Source organism: Brucella tritici (assembly GCF_008932285.1).
GTDB classification, from domain to species: domain Bacteria; phylum Pseudomonadota; class Alphaproteobacteria; order Rhizobiales; family Rhizobiaceae; genus Brucella; species Brucella tritici.
In genome coordinates, this window is sequence record NZ_WBVY01000011.1 from 39291 (window position 1) to 60884 (window position 21594).

Below are 21594 nucleotides of genomic sequence, written 5' to 3' on the forward strand. Positions count from 1 at the left end.
ATAAGGGACTTCAAGAAACGCAGGCGCGCGGGTGATTGAAATGGGAAGGGACATGCCCGTCCATGAATATCCGTTTTCTGGAAACGGTGATCTGGTTGTCGGAACTGCGTAATTTCCGGGCGACGGCGGCTCGCCTCAACATGACGCCTGCGGCAATATCCAATCGTATCGGCGCGATGGAGCAGGAGCTGGGGTTCCGGCTTTTCGACCGCGATGCCCGCGACGTCAACCTGACGGCGGAAGGCGAAGCTTTTGTCGAGGGCGCGCGCGATGTCGTGCGCCGTTACCATGATCTGGTAGAAAGCCTGAGCCCGCAAAATGGGCTTGAAGGCACGCTGAAGATTGGCATCGTTCCGAGCCTCGCCATGACCATATTGCCGGGCATTCTCGATATTGTCCGCCAACGCTACCCGCAAATCCGCATCTCGATCACCACTTCATCTTCGAAGGGGATTGTTCAGAAGCTGGAGCAACGGGAGCTCGACATCGTTTTCGCCATCCAGCCCGAGCCTTCGCCCAATCTGCGCATCGTCGACATATGCACTTTCGGCATGTTCTGGATATCGCGCAGCAATCAGTTTCCGGGCGGGACAGAAGACATGCTGTCACGCGATGACCTGCTCGGCTGCAATCTCATTTCCTATGAGAGTGGTTCCTACAATTATCAGCAAATCATCAATTATTTCACGGAAGAGCGCCTGAAAGATGCGACCGTTCATTATTCCAATTCGCTCACCACGACGATCAACATGATTTCGGCGGGGGTTGGGATTTCCGTCATTCCGCCGGTGGTAATCCAGAAAGAGCTTCGGACAGGCGAGCTGCAGGTGCTGAATACCAACGCCGCTTTCCCGGCGACGAGCTATAGCGCTATTTATCTGGAGAGCGCGGCAACGCGGCTTATCACGCTTGTGGCCAATATCGCCCGTGAAGCCGGGCGCAATTTCAGCGGTAATTTCAGCGATAGTCTGGCTTATCAGGATTAGCGCGCAGTTTCCGCTCAGGCTGGTTTCAATTTGCCTTGAATTTCATCGCTGCAATAAATGCTGATGATCTCTTCAGCGACCAGGCGCTGCAATTCCCAGAGATTGCGGTCACGAATACCTTTTTCTTCCAGATGCTTGACGGTGAGATAGAGATATTCGGCGCAGGAACCCATATGCCCGCAAGCGCGCGCAAGCAATTGCGCCACGGACGTCAGGGGCATGTTGTCCGAAAGCCTGTCTCCGCGCGGTCCAGCCCAGAAAACGAGCGCACGCACAGGCCCATCCTCCGTTTCGACCGTGACCCAGCGAATGGAATAGGCATCGTCAATTGAACTGATTTCGCGCCGGATCATTCTGCGCAATTGCCCAAGGCGGTCCTTGTCGGACAGGCGGAAAACGATACCCTTGCAACTGCCGCCGGATCGAAGCGCCAGCATGAGGCCCGGCTGGGCCATCGTTGCACGCCAGCGCGTCAGCCGAAGGCAGAATGACCGGTGCCAGCCGCTCGCCGTTCCGGCGCGCGAGTCCACCGCATCGAAGTCCGGCTTCCAGATCAGGGAGCCATAGGCGAAAACCCAGAGCGGGTCGTCTCCTGCTTCGAGGAAGAGCTGTTCTGCCAGTTCATCGACGTCATTGTCGGTGATTGGTGCACGGCTCGGATCGGGGCCGCGATCAACTTCAAGCCGAAGGCTCAGCGAAACGAGTTCCTCGGTCAAAGCCATCCGGGGCAGATCGGTAGAAGGCACGGCGTATTCTGGCTGATCGTAGTTCTTGGTCATTCTTTCACGGCAAAGCATGTTCATGGGCGCGTCGCCTCATATACTCGCATTTTTGCGCATATCATCAAGCTGCCGCAGCGAAGAAAACAACGATTCCCGGTCGCGCAGATGCTCTTCATAAAGAGACACGAAAATGGAATTCGTCGTTACGTGCGGCTCCGGTGCGGATTGCGCGCGTTGCAAGCTGTTGTTGGCCTTGCGCTTGGCATCTTCGACTTTGGCCTGCAATTCCCGAAGCCTACCAGAGTTGCCAAACGCACCAACGCCGGCTTCCGGTGCGCCTGAGGCGACTGTATTCGATGTCGAGTGGATCATGGTCTGCATCTCCAATGGCAAGATATAGAGCTGATCGTGGTGTCTGTTTATGATATAATGATGTTGGAAAATGTACTAAATTACATTCTTGTGATGTTGTGTTTTGGGCATTGTTTTTGAGAATAATTCTATTTCTTGCTGAGGGAATTTTTAACATTATCGCCGCGTTGGAAACGAGGCATGCAATGCCAAAACATCCAGCGAACGGGGAAAAATCACATGGCCGAGCTGTGAGCGTATGGAATCCGGGTCGAGCGCGCAACTGGCCTCGGAAAGCGGAATATCAATCAGCGTCGTGATTCATGAATGGCAACATGTCGACCGTGTCGATTGCCGTCGGCTCGACAGGCTTGCCGTCTGGCTTGGCAAAAATCATCACTGCGAGGCAGTAGATCAGGAACACCGCTACGCCGATAGCTAGCAGGCTGGCAAATATGAGTGGCCAATCGAACATGCCCGACACCTTGGCGCAGTTTGCGCGCCAACTCAACCGTCTCTTGCGACAGGCAAGTCTCAGCGCTAGCCTGTCGGAAAAGAACGACAAGTTTTTATTGGGGGACGCAATGTCCGAAATTAAAACACTGGGGTCCAGGCGGGTCTATGAAAATCGTTGGATGAAGGTTCGCGAGGATCGCATCGTTTACCCGGATGGCAGTGAAAGCATTTATGGCGTCGTTGAGAAGAACGATGCGGCAATGATTTTCGCGATGGACGACGAGGACGGCGTCTATCTGGTGGAGCAGTTCCGCTATCCGGTCGGGAACCGCTTCTGGGAGCTTCCGCAAGGAGCGTGGCAGGAGCAGGCGGACGTCGATCCACTGGTTCTGGCTCGCGGAGAGCTGCGAGAGGAAACCGGGCTGACCGCTGCGGACATGGTCTATCTCGGCGAGACTTACGAAGCCTATGGTTTTGCAGCCAACAAGTGCCACATCTTTCTCGCCACAGGACTACAGATGGGAAAGCCCAGTCTTGATGCCGAAGAGCAGGGGCTGACCTGCCGCCGCTTTCCTATCGGGGAAGCAATAGAGATGATCCTTCGCGGCGATATCAAAGATGCCTGTACAATTGCGGCCTTTGGGCTTTTGAGCCTGAAAGGGATTATCTGAAACAGCCACATGGATGCAGTTGCACCCACTAAGATCAGTGAGGCAATCTCCAAAGCAGATACAAGCCCACAATTGTAGGCGCGATGACGCCCGACCAAAGCCATATCTGGTCCATCAGCAACAATCGCATCATTTCTTGTGTGTTTCGATCCAGGTTATGCCGAAGACGACTGCGCTGACGGCCAGGATCGCTGTTATTTCAATCCAAAAAATCAACTGCATGGCGATGTCCTCCAGCATGGTTAACAAACAACTAACGAAAAGGTTCACTAAAGGGCGGCTTTCATTGACATAGTGACATCATGATGTCACTATGTCTGCATGAAAATCGCGGAAGATCATGCTCCCCTCTACGCCAAGGTGGAAACATCGCTGGCAGACGATATTTCAGCCGGCATTTTGCTGACTGGCAGTCAGCTTCCTACAGAAGATCGTTTGATAGAACGATTCGGTGTCAGTCGGACGACCGTTCGTAAGGCCATCGAGAATCTGGTGGCACGCGGCCTCGTCGAAATTCGCCGTGGCAAGGGGACCTTCGTTGCTCAACCCAGGATCATGCAGGAATTGACGGAGCTGACGGGCTTCGTCGAAGACATGCAGGCGCTTGGTCGGGTCGCAACGGCGCAATTGCTCGATAAAGAAATCGTGCCTGCGGATGTAGAGGTTGCGCGGCAGCTTGCATTGCCGTCGGGAACTCTGGTGATGCGGATTCGGCGTGTTCGGCTTGCCGATGGTGTCGCCATGTCTTTGGATGAAACATATCTGCCGCGTGAAATCGGTGAGAAGATCGTCACGCACGATCTGGATGTCGAGCCGATCTTCACCTTGCTGGAAGACAAATATAATCTGCCCCTCATAGAGGCGGAATATCGGCTGGAGGCCGTAACCGCCGCGCCGGATATTGCGGCGGCCCTCGCTGTTGCGCCCGGCAGCGCCGTATTCATGATCGAACGGACATCCTACACGGAGGGGCACCAGGCGATAGACTACGAAAGACTTCACTATCGCGGTGATCTCATCAGTTTTGTCACGCGCCTTGCCCGGCGACCGCGCAATCGCAAATAGCCGGAGGGCGAAATGCTGGTTTTATGGCTGTTCATAGCGGCTTTCGGTGCAAGTGCGCTTGGCGGTGTTCTGGGCATGGCAAGCGGCATCTTCATCGTGCCGGCTCTGACGCTGTTTTTCGGCGTGGATATTCATGTCGCTATCGGTGCGAGCATCGTTTCGGTCATCGCCTGTTCCTGCGGCAGCGCTGCTCCGCTTTTGAAGCGACGGCTGACCAATGTTCGGCTCGCGGTTGTTCTTGAGACGGCAACCACGCTTGGTGCGCTGACCGGCGTGTTCCTGATCGGGATCATTTCGACTTCAGTTCTGTACGGCCTGTTCGCGGCCATTCTGGTGCTTTCCGCAAAGCAGATGCTGGTACGGAGGCGGGAGGAAATAGGTTCAAGCGCGTCTGGTGCGAAGAGCCTCGCCACAAGCCTTCGGCTGCATTCGAGCTTCCCCGACCACATAACGGGGCAGGAGGTGCATTATCGGGTTGGTCATGTTCCTCTTGGCATGGCGCTTATGTATGGGGCGGGAATGGTCTCTGCACTCCTGGGAATTGGCTCGGGCGTTCTCAAGATTCCGGCAATGGACACGGCCTTGAAGCTTCCGATCAAGGTCTCATCCGCCACCTCCAACTTCATGATCGGTGTTACCGCTGCTGCGAGCGCCAGCGCCTATTTTGTTCGTGGTGACATCGATATTGGGATCACAGGACCGATTGCACTTGGCTCGGTCGTCGGGGCGCTGGTCGGAGCCCGCCTGCTCATGAGCCTTCCGGCGGAAAAACTGCGCATATTCTTCGTTGCAGTCCTGCTTGTGCTCGCGGTCCAGATGCTTCTGAGCGCTTTCGGTATCGAGATCATTGGAGGTTCGAAATGAAAGTCTCTGGAGACATCAAGCGCCGGGACAGGGCCATTGGTGCACTTCTATGGTATGGGACATGGCTCGCCTCCGCCCTGATCGCAGCCGGTATCATCATGAATGTCATTGCCCCAAAATCGCTTGTGCTGAACGGCTACGACATTGTGAAGGCCGGTGTCGGGGTATTTATTCTTTTGCCGATCACTCGGGTCGCACTGACGATGTATCTTTTCCTGCGTGAGCGTGACTATGTCTACACCGTCATTGCTGCAATGGTTCTGCTGATTATCGCAACCGGCATCGTCGTGGATTTTGGTTGATCAAGGCAATCTCTAAGGTAAGACATTGCGGACCTGGCCGTGCTTCGCTTGGTTCTATCTCCATTACAGGCAGAAATAACATGACATCACAAACAACTACACGCAAACCGCGCGGCCGCGACCTGGGCCTCCCCTTTACCGGCACGACCGGCCCGCATAATGCTATCACAGATGTCGACGGCGTGGGCGTCGGCTTCCAGACGATCATCGAGAATGAGCCACGCTCGGGCCGCAAGCGTCCTGCGCGCAGCGGTGTGACGGCCATTCTGCCTCATATGCAGTCTGAAACTCCGGTTCCGGTCTATGCTGGTGTTCATCGCTTCAACGGCAATGGAGAAATGACCGGCACGCACTGGATCGAGGACGGCGGCTATTTCCTCGGACCAGTCGTCATCACCAATACACACGGCATCGGCATGGCGCATCATGCCACCGTGCGTTGGATGGTTGACCGCTATGCCTCGACATATCAGACCGATGACTATCTCTGGATTATGCCCGTGATCGCGGAGACCTATGACGGTGCGCTCAACGACATCAACGGTTTTCCGGTTACGGAAGCCGATGTGCGCAAGGCGCTCGACAATGTTGCGTCCGGCCCGGTGCAGGAAGGCAATTGTGGCGGCGGCACTGCAATGATTACCTATGGCTTCAAGGGAGGCACTGGCACTGCATCGCGCGTGGTCGAATTTGGCGGGCGCAGTTTTACAATTGGCGCGCTGGTGCAGGCCAATCACGGCCAGCGCGATTGGTTGATCATTGCCGGTGTGCCGGTGGGGCAGCATATGCGGGATGGTACGCCGCAGAGCCAGTTGCAGGAGCGCGGTTCGATTATCGTCGTGCTGGCGACCGATCTGCCGTTGATGCCGCACCAACTGAAGCGCCTTGCGCGCCGTGCAAGCATCGGTATAGGGCGCAACGGAACGCCGGGTGGCAATAATTCCGGCGATATTTTTATTGCTTTCTCTACCGCCAACCAGCGGCCGATGCAGCATCGCTCCACGCCCTTTCTGGAACTGGAGATGGTGAATGACGAGCCGCTTGATCCCGTCTATCTGGCGGCGGTCGATAGTGTGGAGGAGGCCGTAGTCAATGCCATGCTCGCCGCCGAGGATATGGGTGGAACACCCTATGACCGGCTGCTGGTTCAGGCCATAGATCACGAACGTCTTTGCGCTGTGCTGCGCCAGTATGGGCGCCTTGCCTGACGGGCCATAGGGTCAGGTATCAAGGTTCCAATCCTGCCGGATCACGATCCGGTTCATGTCACACGGTTTCCGTCATGCTGATCGGAAACCGTGAACGCCTCCCACCATCTTGCCGTCTTGACAGTATTCTATCGACGGCACTACGCTACAGTAACACTGCAGATTTTTACTGAAGTTAGGGGAGGAATTCATGACTAAAAGTTCAATTATTACAGGACTGGGTCGGGTTTCAATTTCACGACGCCAGTTTATAACATCGAGCGCACTGGGCGCTGGTGCTCTGCTTCTACCGTCCTTGCCGTCTTTCGCAGCGGACAAGCCCAAAGTGGGTCTGGTCATGAAGTCGCTCGCCAACGAGTTCTTCAAGCAGATGCAGGCGGGTGCCGAGGACTATGCTGCCAAAAACACCGACAAGTTCTCTTTTGCTGCTGTCGGCATGAAGGACGAGCGTGATTTCGCCGCCCAGGTCGATGCGGTTGAGAACTTCATCACGCAGCAGTTCAACGTGATCGTGCTCGCTCCGGCGGATTCCAAGGCCATGGTAACGCCGGTTAAAAAGGCTCTGGAAGCTGGCATCAAGGTCATCAACATTGACGTGGCGCTCGATGAAGAGGCGAAAAAGCAGGCCGGCGTCGATCTTGCCTTCTTTGGTCCGGACAATCGCGAGGGTGCAAAGCTTGCCGGTATGGCGCTTGCCAAGGAACTCGGCAAGGACGGCAAGGTGGTTATCCTTGAAGGCAATCCGGAAGCAGACAACGCCAAGGAGCGCAAGAAAGGTTTTGACGATGCCGTGGCTGAAGGCGGCCTGACACTGCTCGATTCCAAGACTGCACATTGGGAGACGGAAGAAGCCAACACGCTGATGACCAATTTCCTGACCCAGTATCAGGACATTCAAGGTGTGATGGCAGCCAATGACTCCATGGCGCTCGGCGTCGTCAAGGCGCTGGATGCTGCTGGAAAGTCGGGGCAGATCAAGGTCGTGGGCTTCGACAACATTCCTGCTGTCCAGCCTTTGATCAAGGATGGCAAGATGCTTGCCACCGTCGATCAGTTCGGTGCGCAGATGGCGGCCATGGGCATTGATTACGGTCTCAAGGAACTGGCGGGTGAGAAATTTTCCGGCTGGGTCAAGACGGATATCAAACTGATCACCGCCCAAGATCTCTGAACCCGAAATTTCTGAAATATTGCCAATTTTCGGGCGGCGCCGGTAGCGCCGCTCCTCCTCATCCGGCAGGCAGGAACAGACATGCAGTCAGCCGACGCCATTTTAAGATTGGAAAATGTCGGCAAGACCTTTCCGGGTGTAGTTGCGTTGAATGGTATCACGCTGGAGTTGCAGCGTGGCGAGACGCATATCATCCTGGGCGAAAACGGCGCCGGCAAGTCGACCCTCATCAAACTTCTCGCTGGCATATATCAGCCCGACACCGGCGAGATTTTTCTGAACGGCCAGCCCTACAAGCCAAAGACCCCGCATGATGCGCAGGTTCAGGGTATTCGCATCGTTCATCAGGAACTCAACCTGCTGTCGCATCTTTCCATTGCCGAAAACCTGATGCTGGAAAGCCTTCCGAGGCGCTTCGGGATCATGGATCGGGCAACGCTGAACCGCCGCGCCGAAGAGCTTTTGGCGGAGGTAGGCCTGGCGGTTGATCCACGCATGCCTGTCTCGGAACTGGGCGTTGCGCAAATGCAGTTGGTCGAGATCGCCAAGGCGCTTGGTTATGACAGCAAACTGCTGGTTCTGGACGAGCCGACGGCGACATTGACGCCGCCGGAAATCGAGCGGTTGTTTGCGATCATCAAGCGTCTGAAGGCGAAAGGTGTCACGATCATCTACATCTCCCACCGTCTGCACGAGGTTTTCGAGATTGGCGACCGCGTGACGGTTTTGCGCAATGGCAGACTGGTCGAGACGCGCGATCTGCTGGGGTTGAGCGTGCCGGATCTGGTACGCATGATGATCGGCCGCGACATTGCGGATGAGTACAGCTTCAATGCGGATATCAGGCCCGGCGCCGTCGCCTTGGCGGTGAGGGATGTGAAGCGCAACAACGGTGCCCAGCCTGTTTCGTTCTCGGTGCGCCATGGAGAAATTCTTGGTGTCGCCGGTCTGGTCGGGTCAGGCCGTACCGAGGTGATGCGCGCAATCTTCGGCGCCGATCCAAGATCGGCGGGGGAAATCGATATAGATGGAAGGCCGGTAAATATCCGTGATCCACGCGATGCGGTGCGCAACGGCCTCGGTTTCTTGACCGAAGACCGCAAGAGCCAGGGGTTGCTGCTTGACATGCCTGTCTATGTCAACGCCACGATCACCGATCTGAAAAAAATCTCGCACGGTGGTCTGCTGGACGGTAGCGTGGAGAAAAATGCGGTGGCTGAACTGGTCGAGCGGTTGCGCGTCAAGACGGCATCCATCGACACGCCGGTACGTAACCTCTCCGGCGGTAATCAGCAAAAGGTGGTTCTGGCAAAATGGCTGTTTCGCGGGTCGTCCACACTGATACTTGATGAACCGACACGTGGGGTCGATGTTGGCGCCAGGCGAGAGATTTATCAACTTCTGTGGATGCTGGCCGCCAACCAGAAGGCAATCATCATGATTTCCTCGGATCTGCCCGAGCTGATCGGCATGTGTCACCGCATCATTGTTTTCTCCAACGGCAAACTGGTGGGGGAATTGGACCGGTCGCAATTCGACCAGGAACGTATTCTTTCGCTCGCTTATCAGGAGCATGTTCACGCATGACGGAACCCACTTCTCCATCTGCCCAACACCCCGGTGCTGTCGATCGCCAGAAGCTGAAACGCTTCCTGTTGCGTGATGCCGGCGTATTTCTGGCGTTGATCCTGATAACGCTGGTATTTTCCATCACCGCGCCCTATTTCGCAACGTCGGGCAATGCGCTGAAGATTTTCGTTCAGATTGCGATCAATACGGTCCTTGCGGCAGGTATGACCTTTGTCATCCTAACTGGCGGCATAGACCTTTCCGTTGGCTCGGTGCTTGCCTTATGTACGGTTGTGGGCGCGCTTATTATGACCTCTGGTCTGGAGCCTGCCTTGTCCATCCCGCTGGCTGTTCTGGCATGTATTGCCGTTGGCGGGCTTTGCGGGTTCATCAACGGCAAGGTGTCGACCTACTGGAAAATCCCGTCGTTTATTGTCACGCTGGGCATGCTCAATATCGCCGCCGGTGCGGCACGTGTGGTCTCCAACAATTCCACTATCACCGGGCTTCCGCAGGGTTTTGTCGATTTCGGTAATCTGATTGTCGGCGGTTTCCTGCCGTCGATTTTCCTGATCGCGGTGGCTGTGATCGCCATTGGCTGGTTTGTGCTGCGCTTTACCGTTTTCGGGCGCATGATTTACGCGGTCGGTGCCAATGACGAGGCGGTGCGCCTGTCCGGTCACAATCCAGATGCCTACAAGATCGCTGCGTTTGTCATTTCCGGTGTCACTGCCGGTATTGCTGCGATTGTCTATCTCCTGCGCCTGAACATCGGCAGCCCGATTGCGGGCGTCGGGTATGAACTCAACGCGATCGCAGCTGTTATTATCGGCGGGACAAGTCTTTTCGGCGGCAAGGGATCAATCGTGGGCACGCTGGCCGGTGCCTGTATCCTGCAGGTGCTGGCGACCGGCCTGCAATTGCTCGGCATCGGTGATAACTACAAACCGATCATTATCGGTACGGTGATTATCCTCGCGGTGATTGTCGATACCTATCGCGAGAGGCTGTTGCGGCGTATTCGCTGACCGCGCTATCAAAGGGTTACGTTGAAGCGAGTGAAAGGCTTCAACCCGGCGCATTATATTTCGCATCGCGCCGGGTTTGGATTCGAGCCTATTTCTTCGTTCCGGTTGTCAGCGGGACCACGATCTCTTTCCAGAACTTGTCTTCATCGATGTAATTCTGAATGGCGGCCTTCTGAGTGCCAACTGGTCCGGGCTTGGCTTCAGCATTGCCACCAATGTCATTGTTGGTGAATGCAAGGCTTCGGCCATAATCCAGACCCATCTCCGTATTCACGTCGACATAAACACCGGTGACAGGTGCGGCTGTTCCATCCTTCGGGCGGGGAGCGTTGTTCCATGCGAGCACAATCGACGGGTCGATGACATAAGCGGCTGCAAAAAGGTCCCACACATTGTCGGGTCCGAATGTGGTTCCGCCTTCAGCCTTGATCCGTTCTTCCCGGGCAAGCCAGAGTTTCTGAATGCCCGGAAGGCTGCCGTTTACCATTTTCCGATAGAGGTCTTCCGGCATTCCGCCCGTATGTTCATTGGCTTCCAGGCCCGAGATCACCTGATTTCCATATGCCTTGAAAGTTTTTGAATTTGGATCGCCCCATTTTGACCGGACGCTGATCTTGGCGGCCTCAGGGTCGGCCCACCAGTTGAACTCCGCCGATGCTGATGAGTTTCCGGGGACATAGAATGCGCCGCCCATATAGACGATTTCGGCGACCTTCGACGGAAAGCTCGGGTCCTTGAGAATGGCGCGTGCGATATTTGTGAGCGGTCCGATTGCTACCAGTTTGACCTGACCGGGATATTTGTTGACCGTGTCGACGAGAAAATCGACGGCGTCTCTGTTGCCATCCGGGTCCGGATTATCCAGACCATATACCCATTTATAGGATGGCGCTTCGCCATATTTGTGTTTGTAAACATCGGACCATTTTGCCGAGGGATCGGCATCAATCTCGTTGCCCGCATCCGGTCGCAGATAGCCTCCCCAGCCGGTAATGGGGCTGATTTGCAATTCGGCTGCCAGCACTTCCGGGGTGGCTTTGTTTCCTCGCCAGTTGCGAATGCCGTATCGGCTGCCTTCATAGATGGGAACTTCGGAGCCCAGCGCTTCCAGTTGTCGGACGCCTGCAGCTACCCCGGCTGGCATGGGTGTGTTTCCTGACACGACAGTCACGCCGAGCAGGTCGATGTTGGGAGCGCGCTCGAGCAGAAGCATTGCGGTGCCATCGTCAAAGAGTTCGACCATGTCCGCGTCCAAAATGACTTTCGTGCGAGATTCCTGCGAAAATGCAACGCCGGATACTGCCAGTGAGCAAGTCAAAGTCCAGGCAAAGATAGACGGCCTGATATCCATTCTGTCCTCCCTTGGTGGTGATCTGCGTTGGTAAAACGCAGCATCAGGATAGAATATCACGCAGTTTTTCTTGTCAATATCAGCGGATACTGTATGCCCGTATGTTAAAGGAAGACGGTTCTGATCTGTATTCAATGATAATAGATTGAGTTCGGAGATTCAGCGTATCAAATAAACCTGCACGCCTCGGGAGTGGATTGTCGCTACCGTCAGTCCCAAACGGCTTTCTGCAGTAAACCACATTGCATTATCGCGGCACGCAATGTGGTTCCCACAGGTCGTTTGTCGGTCGGCGCAACAGGCCGACCGACGGAGCTTGTACGCCAGCTTATTTCTGCCAGCTCTTGACCAGTTCGTCGTAATTGACGGTGACAGGCTTTTCTTTCTCGGTCTCTATCTTCAATTGAGGAGCGAGGTTGCCCTTGGAAACGGCATCCTTGTTCCAGTATTCGATGTCATGTTCCTCGGCGAGTTTCGGTCCAATGTCACCCTGGACCCCTGCGCGTTCCAGACGCGAGAGGACTTTTTCCTGTTCGGCGCATAGTGAATCCATCGCTTCCTGCGCCGTTTTCGCGCCGGAGGATGCATCGCCGATCGCCTGCCACCACAACTGAGCAAGCTTTGGATAGTCAGGTACGTTGGTGCCGGTTGGCGACCACTGGACGCGGGCTGGAGACCGATAGAACTCGATCAGACCGCCAAGTTTCGGTCCACGATCCGTGAAGCTTTGATGATGTATCGTTGAATCGCGGATGAAGGTCAGTCCCACATGGCTCTTTTTCACATCGACCGTCTTGGACGTGACAAACTGCGCATAGAGCCAGGCGGCTTTGGCGCGATCATCCGGGGTGGACTTCATCAGGGTCCAGGAACCCACATCCTGATAACCAAGCTTCATGCCGTCCTTCCAGTAAACACCGTGCGGGGAGGGGGCAACGCGCCATTTGGGCGTTCCGTCCTCATTCACGACCGGGAGGCCGGGCTTGGCCATATCGGCGGTGAAAGCCGTGTACCAGAAAATCTGTTGGGCGATGTTGCCCTGTGAGGGAACGGGACCGGATTCGGAGAAGGTCATGCCCTGGGCTTCCGCCGGAGCATAGGCTTTGATCCAGTCGAGATATTTCTGGATAGCATAGACCGAAGCCGGTCCGTTGGTGTCGCCACCGCGTGCTACGCACGAGCCGACCGGGCGCGACTGGTCATCGACCTTGATGCCCCATTCATCGACCGGCAGGCCGTTCGGCAAGCCTTTGTCGCCATTACCAGCCATGGAAAGCCACGCATCGGTAAAGCGCCAGCCGAGTGATGGGTCCTTCTTGCCATAGTCCATATGGCCGTAGACCTTCTTGCCGTCGACTTCGCGACCTGTGAAGAACTCGGCAATATCCTCATATGCCGACCAGTTGACGGGAACGCCGAGATCATAACCGTATTTGGCTTTGAAGTCGGCCTTGTTCTTTTCATCGTTGAACCAGTCGTAACGGAACCAGTAGAGGTTCGCGAACTGCTGGTCGGGAAGCTGATAGAGCTTCTTGTCCGGAGCGGTGGTGAACTTGCTGCCGATGAAATCGTCCAGATCGAGGCCCGGATTGGTAACGTCCTTGCCTTCATTGGCCATGAAGTCTGTCAGATTGCGGACCTGTTGATACCGCCAGTGCGTGCCGATCAGATCGGAGTCGTTGACCCAACCGTCATAAAGATTCTGGCCTGTCTGCATCTGTGTCTGGATTTTTTCGACGACATCCCCTTCCTGAATGATGTCGTGCGTGACCTTGATGCCAGTGATGGCTGTAAATGCAGGTGCCAGCACTTTGGATTCATAGTCGTGGGTGGTCAGGGATTCGGAAACAACCTTGATGTCCATGCCCTGGAAGGGCTTGGCTGCATCAATGAACCACTGCATTTCCTTTTCCTGATCGGCGCGCGAAAGGGATGAAAGGTTGCCGATTTCCTTGTCTAGAAACTGCTTTGCCTCATCCATTCCCGCTGAAGCTGCGCCTGTCATTGCCAGCACGATGAGTGCCGTAGTCGTCATTAGATGCCGTCGCATGTTGATCCTCCCAAAGCTTGCGAGTGCATATCGACTTTTTGGGCGCGGTATGTCCCCCGAGCCCACTACTGCATGAAGCGGACGTATTTCGCTTCGGACTCCTTATACAAAGCGGAATACGCCAATGGCGTAGACCACTGAAAGGGCGAGAGCCCACCACAGGTTCGGACCAACCAGCCCAAGCCATGCCAGATTGATGAATGCGCTGCCGAGCAGCGAGATGAACAAACGGTCGCCGCGTGTCGTCTCGAACCCCAGAATACCATTGCGGGGTGCCCCTCCGGGGGAAGCATATTCCCAGATACCCATGCCAACGAGCAGGGCGGCGATACCGCAGAAAAAGGCTGCGGTCTGCCAGGTCCAGGCCATCCATGAGAAGTCAGGCATATGAAACATGTCATACCCTCCCCAGGGCGAAGCCCTTAGCAATGTAATTTCGGACAAACCAGATCACCAGCGCGCCGGGTATCAGCGTGAGAACACCGGCCGCAGCAAGGAGCCCCCAATCCATTCCGGCAGCCGATACGGTGCGTGTCATCGTAGCGGCGATGGGCTTCGCGTCCGTGGTTGTGAGGGTGCGTGCAATCAGCAGTTCCACCCAAGAGAACATGAAGCAGAAGAAGGCGGCCACGCCGATACCTGATGCGATCAGCGGCATGAAGATCTTCACGAAGAATCTTGGAAACGAATAGCCATCGATATAAGCTGTCTCGTCGATTTCTTTCGGTACGCCGGACATGAAGCCTTCGAGAATCCACACCGCCAGTGGCACGTTGAACAGGCAATGCGCCAGTGCGACCGCAATATGCGTATCGATGAGCCCGAATGCCGAATAGAGCTGGAAGAACGGCAGGGCGAACACCGCCGGAGGCGCCATCCTGTTGGTCAGGAGCCAGAAGAACAGGTGTTTGTCGCCCAGGAAATGGTAACGTGAGAAGGCATAGGCCGCAGGCAACGCCACTGAAACCGAAATCACCATGTTCATGACCACATAGATGATCGAGTTGATATAACCCGAATACCATGCGGAGTCGGTGAATATGGCGCGATAGTTCTGCAGTGTCGGCTCATGCGGAAACAGCGTCAGCGACGTCAGGATTTCCTGATTGGTCTTGAAGCTCATATTGATGAGCCAATAGATCGGGATCAGAAGCAGTATGATGTAGATTGTTGGTATCAACCAGCCGAAGCGTGAGGTCTCGCGTCTGCTCGATTTCTGTCGGACGGCGTTTGAGACCGGCATGATTGCAGGCGCACTACCTACAGAAGTTCCCTGTACGGCATTCATCTCACACCTCCTGATCGTGGCTGGTCATGACGGTGTAGAACACCCATGACAGCAGCAGGATGATGAGGAAGTAGATCAACGACATGGCCGCCGCCGGTCCAAGATCGAACTGACCCAGCGCCATCTTGACCAGATCGATCGACAGAAATGTTGTCGAATTGCCCGGTCCACCGCCAGTCACCACGAAGGGCTCGGTATAGATCATGAAACTGTCCATGAAACGGAGCAGAACGGCGATCAGCAGAACGCGTTTCATCTTTGGCAGTTGGATATAGCGGAACACTGAAAATCGTGATGCTCCGTCGATTCTGGCCGCCTGATAATAGGCGTCGGGGATGGATACAAGGCTTGCGTAACACAACAACACCACGAGGCTGGTCCAGTGCCACACGTCCATGATGATGATTGTTACCCAGGCATCGAACGGATCGTTGACGTAATTGTAATCCAGCCCCAGCCAGTTGGCGTAATAGCCAAGCAGGCCGATGTCACTGCGTCCGAAAACCTGCCAAATTGTGCCGACCACGTTCCACGGGATCAGCAAGGGCAATGCCATTGTGACCAGGCAGACGGGGACCCAGAAGCCCTTTTTCGGCATATTGAGCGCAATCAGGATGCCAAGCGGTATCTGGATCGCCAGAACGATGAACGAAAAAATGAGATTGCGCCCGAGCGCATCCCAGAAACGACCGGAATGAAGGATCTGCTCGAACCAGTCTGTCCCGGCCCAGAAGAACTGGTTGTTGCCGAACGTATCCTGTACCGAATAATTCACCACTGTCATCAGTGGAATGACGGCGGAAAAGGCGACTAGCACCAGCACGGGCAGAACCAGGAACCAGGCTTTGTTGTTCCAGCTTTTTTCCACGGTCAGCCCTCCATTCCCACGCGCCAGGAATCCGCGAATATGCCGATGGCCTTCGGATCGAAGGTCACGCGCGGTTCGGCGGGTATCTCGTCGTCTTCGCCGATCACGACTGCGAGTTTCTGCCCCTCGAAGCCTGCCCGCACGATGCGGTAGCGCCCGATATCCTCAATCTTGTCGACGCGGATGGGCAGGCCTTCGCGACCGAGCCTGACAAACTCCGGCCGGATGCCCAGTTCGATGCTTTTTGCATCGCCAGTCTGCGGGATGCCGGGAAGCGGAATGACCTGCGCACCCACTGTCGCAGTGCGGCCATCGATCCGTGCAGGCATGAGGTTCATGCCCGGCGAGCCGATGAAATAGCCGACGAATGTATGCTTCGGACGTTCGAACAGTTCAGCAGGCGTGCCGATCTGCACGATTTCCCCGTTATGCATCACCACGACCTTGTCGGCGAATGTCAGTGCCTCCGTCTGGTCATGCGTGACATAAACCATCGTGAAACCCGATTGACGGTGCAGGCGTTTCAGCTGCGAACGCAGCACCCATTTCATATGTGGGTCGATAACCGTCAGTGGTTCGTCAAACAGGATCGCATTCACGTTTGCGCGTACCAGACCTCGACCCAGTGAAATCTTCTGCTTTTGATCCGCGGTCAGCCCGCGCGCCCGCCGCCGGGCAATGCCGCTGAGATCCGTCATTTCCAGAATGTCCTTGACGCGACGCTCTACTTCCGCTTCCGGCATGCGACGGTTACGCAGGGGAAAGGCGAGATTATCGAAGACAGTCATCGTGTCGTAAACGACGGGAAACTGGAAGACCTGCGCAATATTGCGGTCCTCGGTGGCAAGTCCGGTCACGTCCTGACCATCGAACAGGATACGTCCCTCGGTCGGCTGTAGAAGGCCGGAAATGATGTTGAGCAGAGTTGTCTTGCCGCAACCGGATGGGCCGAGCAGCGCATAGGCACTCCCATCCTCCCATTCATAATTGACCATATTGAGGGCATACTCGCCTGCGGCCTGTGCCTTCGCATTATAGGCGTGGCGGATATGATCGAGAGTGATACGTGCCATCGCAGTCCTCCTATCCCGCCAAACCAACTGCGCGGCCAGTTTCATCGAAAGCCATCAGGTGTCGCGTGTCGAGGTAGACCTCGATTTCGCGGTCAGGCTCGATGATCTGGATGCCGTGCGCCAGCATGACCCAGCGATCGCCTTCGTAATCGAGATGGATAAAGCTTTCCGATCCGGCGATTTCGGAAACCAGCGTGCGGGCCCGAATGGGAACTGTAGCGTTCTCCGCTGGGCGGACGAGCAGATGATGCGGCTGAAATGCAATGGTCAGCGGCCCGTCACTGATACTTGCCAATTGGTTCGGCACGGCGATGGCCTGACGATCTGCCCGCAGGAACTTGTCGCCTGATTTGACCATGCGCGCAGTGTTCAAGGGCGGGTCGGCAAAAGTGCGCGCCGTGACGAGATCGAGCGGGCGGCGATAGACGTCGATTGTCCGGCCAAACTGTGTGATGTGGCCTTCCGAAAGTGCAGCCGTATTGCCGCCGAGCAGCAGGGCCTCCGAAGGCTCGGTCGTTGCGTAGACGAAAATAGCACCGGATTCAGCAAAGATGCGCGGCAGTTCCTCGCGTAATTCCTCACGCAGTTTGTAGTCCAGATTGGCCAGCGGTTCGTCGAGCAGAACCAGATTGGCCTTTTTCACGATGGCACGGGCAATCGCCGTGCGCTGTTGCTGGCCGCCAGACAGGTTAAGCGGTGTTCGGTCAAGATAGGGCGTGAGTTTGAGGAGGTCTGCCGCCTTGCGAACCTCACTGTCGATTTCCGACTGTGGCTTGCCTGCAATGCGCATCGGTGACGCTATGTTTTCATAGACTGTCAGAGCCGGGTAATTGATAAACTGTTGGTAGACCATCGCCACATTGCGCTTCTGCACGGGCATGCCGGTAACATCCTGCCCGTCGAACAGGATCGAGCCTTCACTTGGTTTATCCAAGCCTGCCATGAGGCGCATGAGGGAGGTCTTGCCGGACAAAGTTGGTCCGAGCAGGACATTCAGGCTCCCGCGTGGCAGGACCAGATTTGTTGGATGGATATGCGTGGCTCCACCAACCATCTTCGAGATATTTCGCAATTCCAGCATATGTCCCGAGGCCTCCTCCAACCGTCGGAATTATTGCGCTTATTGGCAAATCCTCTCAATATGGACTTCAAGGGACTGCGCCTTACCCCTTATGAGCAATCTGTATTCTACAGGCAGTCTCTGCATTCGTTCGGGAAACAAGCATATTCCAACGCATGTTTCCCAAAAAGCTTTATCCAGCTTACCACAACACCGAACCAGGCGCTCAATGAGCACCATCCCGCAGATGCGGCTGTCTGACTGTGATTATTGACGCTTGAACAAACTCGGTTTGGATGAGTTGAATAAGCACGTCGCTTATAGCTTTCACGATAGTGCCGAGTAGCGTTATCGCCATTGTCGAAGAAGAGGGCATGCGCATTAGCAACTGACATGTTCCTCCACCTGATCACACGTTCAGCCTTTGCGAGTGTGAAAGCCAAATCATGAAAATCGAAAACAAAAGGAAAGTCAAATGAAGATAATTGTCGCGCTTGCGAAGCACGGCAAACTTCGGTCACGCTATCGCTGACAATGACTGACCAAGGCCCTGAAGAGACGGCAGGGGCCGGTCAAAACCGGCCCGCAAATAAAATCGCTACACAGATTGTCTTGGAGATAATTCCGTCAGTCTTTAGAGAAAATCGTCGCATTCTGTGATGTCGTAACCATCATATTGTAGTCGTTGACGATCCACTGAAGATCAGAAGAGGCTCCGCCCTTGCGTGCGTCGCCCTTGGTCTTTTCCAGCTTTTCCTGGAAGTCACGCAGCTTGCCAAGAAGGCTTGCAGGACGAGTTTCGAAAACGTGGAATGAGTTTGGATGTTCGGTTGCGTAATCATCCATTTCACGGACGGCAGCTGCATAGGAATCCATGGCTCTGCCAAAGGCATCCATGTCGACGACCGGCTTGTCGTTATCGGGCAGCAGCTCAACAACAGTGTTGGCACGGATCATGACGTTGCGGACATGCCAGTTGGCCTTCTTGCCTTCAGCCTTTTCAATCGCATCAAGCTCTGCCAGATCGATCTTGCTCTTTTCTTCGCCGAGCAGTTCATCGACGCGCTTGCGTTCCTTGGTGAAGTCCGGCGCGTATTCCGCGATCTGCTTATGGAACTCCTTGGCACCAGCAAATTTGTCGGACTTGTAGTCCTTGCGATCATAATATTTGCTGGCCTTATCGATAACGGGCGCAAGCTTCTGATAAATAGCGATATAGCTCACCATCGCCTCGTCGAGTGCGGGCAGTTTCGGCTCTGCCGTCGTGGCAGCTTCTGCTGCCTCAATCTCACTGCGCACATCATAGAGCGAGTAAAGTCCGTAGACGTTTCGTTCCTTGCCGGTCGGTCCCTTCTTCATGTCGACCCAGCTGTCGTAGCGGTCGAGCGATTCCGAGGCGCGGATCGTACGATTGAGAAGCGCTACGTAGGCATTCATTTTTTCGATTGCGGCATTTGGATCGGCGTCGTCGGCCGATTGTGCAAAAGCTGCTGTCGGTAAAATCACAGCCAGCAATGTGAACAGGATTGCCCGAGGCGAGAAGCTTTTCATTTGTTTTTCCTCTTTGGTCACATCCCGTATCAAGTGTAGGGGAGGCAGGATGCGTACTGAAACAGGACCTCAGGCGCTCTTCCTGAAATCCGGACGTTACGTTTTTCCGGCTACTCTCTGGCATTATCGGGAAGCCAGTTGCGTCCAGAATGGTTGCGGATGGTGGTAATGATCGTGACGGCAATTGAAAGAACGATGAGATATTCGACAAAGCGCATCGGCATAACCAACCAGCCGCTGATTGAGCGTTCGACCAGGCCGTGAAGGCTCACGATCTGAAAATCGTAATTTACACCTGTGCTTCCGCCACCGTGACTGACGATTTCGTTGACTTTGACATGACTGCCCTGACTTCCAAAAATCCACGCCAAAGGCTTGTTGTAGATGGGATTGCCCCTGCTATCGACGCACATACCCACAAACGACATGAATGATATGACTATTGCCGCAGCTTCTGGTCGGCGCCAGTCGATTTTTGCAAACCAGAATATTGCGGAACAAATCACCAGAAGAAGAATGCTTGCAAAACCATCGACGAAGATAACGGCCTGCATTCCAAAGACAAGAATAGTTCCTACAAGGCTGAAAGCTGCAAGGCCACAAATTGCGATGACAAAAATACCGAGCACACGCATGAAGGTTGATTTTTCCATGGCGGCATTAAACACTGCAGATAGTGACGGGCAAGTCATTGGGATAAATATCACCAGTTTTTGCGATACAAGCGCATCTTGCCATTCGTACTCTTGAGGAAAGACTGGTTCTCATCCCGGTTGATCTTGGCTTTCAAGACCGAATGCGGCGCGAGAACGCAAATTCATCTTCTGTCTGACCAGATGGAGATCGGGTTCTGGTACCGGATTTGCAAATTCAAGGTCGTGGGGAAGCGAAAAAGGGCGCGATAACGCGCCCTTGTTGCTAGTAATGGCCTCGCCTCACACGTGGCCCGCTGTAATAGTGATGTCTGTGATGACTGCGCCACGCATTATGCCTGTAATGGCGGTGCGAATTCCAGCGCGGCCCGCGATAATGCCGGTGATGCGAACGCCAATGGTTCCGCTTGTAATAGTGCCGCTTGTTCCAATGTTTCCGTGAATGATGGCCCCGATGGTCCCGGACCTGTTCGACATTCGAACTCACGTCTGGCTTTGCGACGTTAAGCGTTGGCGCTGCGTTTGCGGCACCTGCTCCGATCAGCATTCCGACACCGAGAACACCGGCGATCAGTCCTTTAACTAGGTTCATTCTGCGTACTCCTTTCAAGTTCGCATCCTGAAACCTAGCGCATGAACTGACGATGAACAGGGAAATTCTGGAAATATCCGGCTTGACGACCATGCAATATTTCCAGCCAAAAACTGCCCCGGACTAGCACCTCGGCGATTCAACAACTACGTATAAGGGTGAAATCTTAACCCACGAGAACGTAAGGGAGAAATATGCTCAGAACTGGCGTCGTTGGAACCATTCTGATGCTGCTTGCAGCTTTTCCCGCTGCGGCAAACGACGCGCAATTGGTCGCCGATATGGCTGCCAAGTGTTGGAAGTTGCCCGAAGAGATAGATTATCAAAGAGCATCGGCAACTTTCGAGGTTACGTATAATGCCGAGGGTGAGTTGGTGCGCATCGTGACGGTAGAGTACCAGCCGGTTCGGCGAGCAGGTCGGGAATTTGCGATCAGTGCTCAACAGGCGCTGAATGAATGCGCGACCAACACTCCGGTCAGGTCTCGGACAGTCCGCGTGGTAATGCGATATACGGCTCCATCATCGGACGGGCCGTTGATAATGAAGAAACCTCTCCGGTAGCCAGACAGTATTCCCGCGAACGACACGCTGTCCTTCACCTGGCCTGATTGACTGTTATAGCGATCATGTGGAGGACATCGTCAGCGCTGCAGCCGCGCGAGAGGTCGTTTGCGGGTTTGGCGAGGCCCTGGAGCACGGGGCCGATGGCTTGT

Annotated in this window: 23 protein-coding genes; 9 read left to right on the top strand and 14 right to left on the bottom strand. The window is 55.0% G+C overall.

Annotation, left to right across the window (positions count from 1 at the left end; genetic code table 11):
* Window positions 1–62: 62 nt before the first annotated feature.
* Window positions 63–986 carry a LysR family transcriptional regulator gene (locus F9K94_RS23485; RefSeq protein ID WP_151648968.1) on the top strand — a complete coding sequence of 308 codons (924 nt, stop codon included), beginning with the start codon at window positions 63–65 and terminating at the stop codon, window positions 984–986.
* A 14-nt stretch (window positions 987–1000) separates the two neighbouring features.
* On the opposite strand, the gene F9K94_RS23490 is transcribed toward F9K94_RS23485, so the two are convergent.
* The 3 genes from F9K94_RS23490 to F9K94_RS24565 all read right to left on the bottom strand — a co-directional run bounded on the left by F9K94_RS23490 (window position 1001) and on the right by F9K94_RS24565 (window position 2534).
* On the bottom strand, window positions 1001–1765 hold the full coding sequence (locus F9K94_RS23490; RefSeq protein ID WP_235920683.1) for a gamma-glutamylcyclotransferase: 765 nt from the start codon (window positions 1763–1765) through the stop codon (window positions 1001–1003).
* Window positions 1766–1801: 36 nt separating this feature from the next.
* Window positions 1802–2080, bottom strand: coding sequence for a hypothetical protein (locus tag F9K94_RS23495; RefSeq protein ID WP_151558606.1), 279 nt, complete (start codon window positions 2078–2080; stop codon window positions 1802–1804).
* A 283-nt stretch (window positions 2081–2363) separates the two neighbouring features.
* Window positions 2364–2534, bottom strand: a complete 171-nt coding sequence (locus tag F9K94_RS24565; RefSeq protein WP_155723803.1) for a hypothetical protein — start codon at window positions 2532–2534, stop codon at window positions 2364–2366.
* A 109-nt stretch (window positions 2535–2643) separates the two neighbouring features.
* Between F9K94_RS24565 and F9K94_RS23500 the strand changes: the two genes are divergently transcribed.
* The 8 genes from F9K94_RS23500 (at window position 2644) to F9K94_RS23535 (ending at window position 10393) form a co-directional block, all read left to right on the top strand.
* A complete protein-coding gene (locus tag F9K94_RS23500) occupies window positions 2644–3186 on the top strand; it encodes an NUDIX domain-containing protein (RefSeq protein ID WP_151648972.1) in 543 nt (180 codons plus the stop codon).
* Between the two features lie 321 nt (window positions 3187–3507).
* Window positions 3508–4251 carry a GntR family transcriptional regulator gene (locus tag F9K94_RS23505; protein WP_151648974.1) on the top strand — a complete coding sequence of 248 codons (744 nt, stop codon included), beginning with the start codon at window positions 3508–3510 and terminating at the stop codon, window positions 4249–4251.
* Between the two features lie 12 nt (window positions 4252–4263).
* Window positions 4264–5115: a sulfite exporter TauE/SafE family protein gene (locus F9K94_RS23510; RefSeq protein WP_151648976.1), complete on the top strand. Its 852-nt coding sequence runs from the start codon at window positions 4264–4266 to the stop codon at window positions 5113–5115.
* Window positions 5112–5417: a DUF1634 domain-containing protein gene (locus tag F9K94_RS23515; RefSeq protein WP_151648978.1), complete on the top strand. Its 306-nt coding sequence runs from the start codon at window positions 5112–5114 to the stop codon at window positions 5415–5417. The genes F9K94_RS23510 and F9K94_RS23515 overlap by 4 nt, the downstream gene beginning before the upstream one ends.
* 80 nt (window positions 5418–5497) lie before the next feature.
* Window positions 5498–6625, top strand: coding sequence for a DmpA family aminopeptidase (locus F9K94_RS23520; protein WP_151648980.1), 1128 nt, complete (start codon window positions 5498–5500; stop codon window positions 6623–6625).
* A 190-nt stretch (window positions 6626–6815) separates the two neighbouring features.
* Window positions 6816–7796, top strand: a complete 981-nt coding sequence (locus tag F9K94_RS23525) for a sugar ABC transporter substrate-binding protein (protein ID WP_151648982.1) — start codon at window positions 6816–6818, stop codon at window positions 7794–7796.
* 81 nt (window positions 7797–7877) lie between these two features.
* Window positions 7878–9383 carry a sugar ABC transporter ATP-binding protein gene (locus F9K94_RS23530; protein ID WP_151648984.1) on the top strand — a complete coding sequence of 502 codons (1506 nt, stop codon included), beginning with the start codon at window positions 7878–7880 and terminating at the stop codon, window positions 9381–9383.
* Window positions 9380–10393, top strand: a complete 1014-nt coding sequence (locus F9K94_RS23535; protein WP_151648986.1) for an ABC transporter permease — start codon at window positions 9380–9382, stop codon at window positions 10391–10393. The genes F9K94_RS23530 and F9K94_RS23535 overlap by 4 nt, the downstream gene beginning before the upstream one ends.
* 88 nt (window positions 10394–10481) lie before the next feature.
* On the opposite strand, the gene F9K94_RS23540 is transcribed toward F9K94_RS23535, so the two are convergent.
* The 11 genes from F9K94_RS23540 to F9K94_RS23595 all read right to left on the bottom strand — a co-directional run.
* A complete protein-coding gene (locus tag F9K94_RS23540) occupies window positions 10482–11744 on the bottom strand; it encodes a nucleoside hydrolase (protein ID WP_151648988.1) in 1263 nt (420 codons plus the stop codon).
* 328 nt (window positions 11745–12072) lie between these two features.
* Entirely contained in the window at window positions 12073–13794 is a 1722-nt protein-coding gene (locus F9K94_RS23545; protein ID WP_151648990.1) for an ABC transporter substrate-binding protein, read from the bottom strand.
* Window positions 13795–13896: 102 nt separating this feature from the next.
* Window positions 13897–14190 carry a DUF2160 domain-containing protein gene (locus F9K94_RS23550; protein WP_061345729.1) on the bottom strand — a complete coding sequence of 98 codons (294 nt, stop codon included), beginning with the start codon at window positions 14188–14190 and terminating at the stop codon, window positions 13897–13899.
* A gap of 1 nt (window position 14191) precedes the next feature.
* A complete protein-coding gene (locus F9K94_RS23555) occupies window positions 14192–15037 on the bottom strand; it encodes a carbohydrate ABC transporter permease (protein ID WP_235813484.1) in 846 nt (281 codons plus the stop codon).
* A 46-nt stretch (window positions 15038–15083) separates the two neighbouring features.
* Window positions 15084–15950 (bottom strand): carbohydrate ABC transporter permease, encoded by an 867-nt coding sequence (locus F9K94_RS23560; protein WP_061345731.1) that lies wholly within the window; start codon window positions 15948–15950, stop codon window positions 15084–15086.
* A gap of 2 nt (window positions 15951–15952) precedes the next feature.
* Window positions 15953–17023 (bottom strand): ABC transporter ATP-binding protein, encoded by a 1071-nt coding sequence (locus F9K94_RS23565; protein ID WP_151648992.1) that lies wholly within the window; start codon window positions 17021–17023, stop codon window positions 15953–15955.
* Window positions 17024–17033: 10 nt separating this feature from the next.
* The gene (locus tag F9K94_RS23570; RefSeq protein ID WP_151648994.1) at window positions 17034–18104 is read right to left on the bottom strand and encodes an ABC transporter ATP-binding protein; all 1071 of its coding nucleotides are present in this window, start codon (window positions 18102–18104) and stop codon (window positions 17034–17036) included.
* 606 nt (window positions 18105–18710) lie between these two features.
* Window positions 18711–19634, bottom strand: coding sequence for a YiiG family protein (locus tag F9K94_RS23575; protein WP_151648996.1), 924 nt, complete (start codon window positions 19632–19634; stop codon window positions 18711–18713).
* Window positions 19635–19744: 110 nt separating this feature from the next.
* Complete coding sequence (locus tag F9K94_RS23580; protein WP_151648998.1) at window positions 19745–20287, bottom strand: hypothetical protein; 543 nt, start codon at window positions 20285–20287, stop codon at window positions 19745–19747.
* Window positions 20288–20569: 282 nt separating this feature from the next.
* A complete protein-coding gene (locus F9K94_RS23585) occupies window positions 20570–20764 on the bottom strand; it encodes a hypothetical protein (protein WP_061345736.1) in 195 nt (64 codons plus the stop codon).
* A gap of 712 nt (window positions 20765–21476) precedes the next feature.
* On the bottom strand, window positions 21477–21594 hold a 118-nt coding region (locus F9K94_RS23595), incomplete at its 5' end, for a phosphate acyltransferase (RefSeq protein ID WP_268906967.1).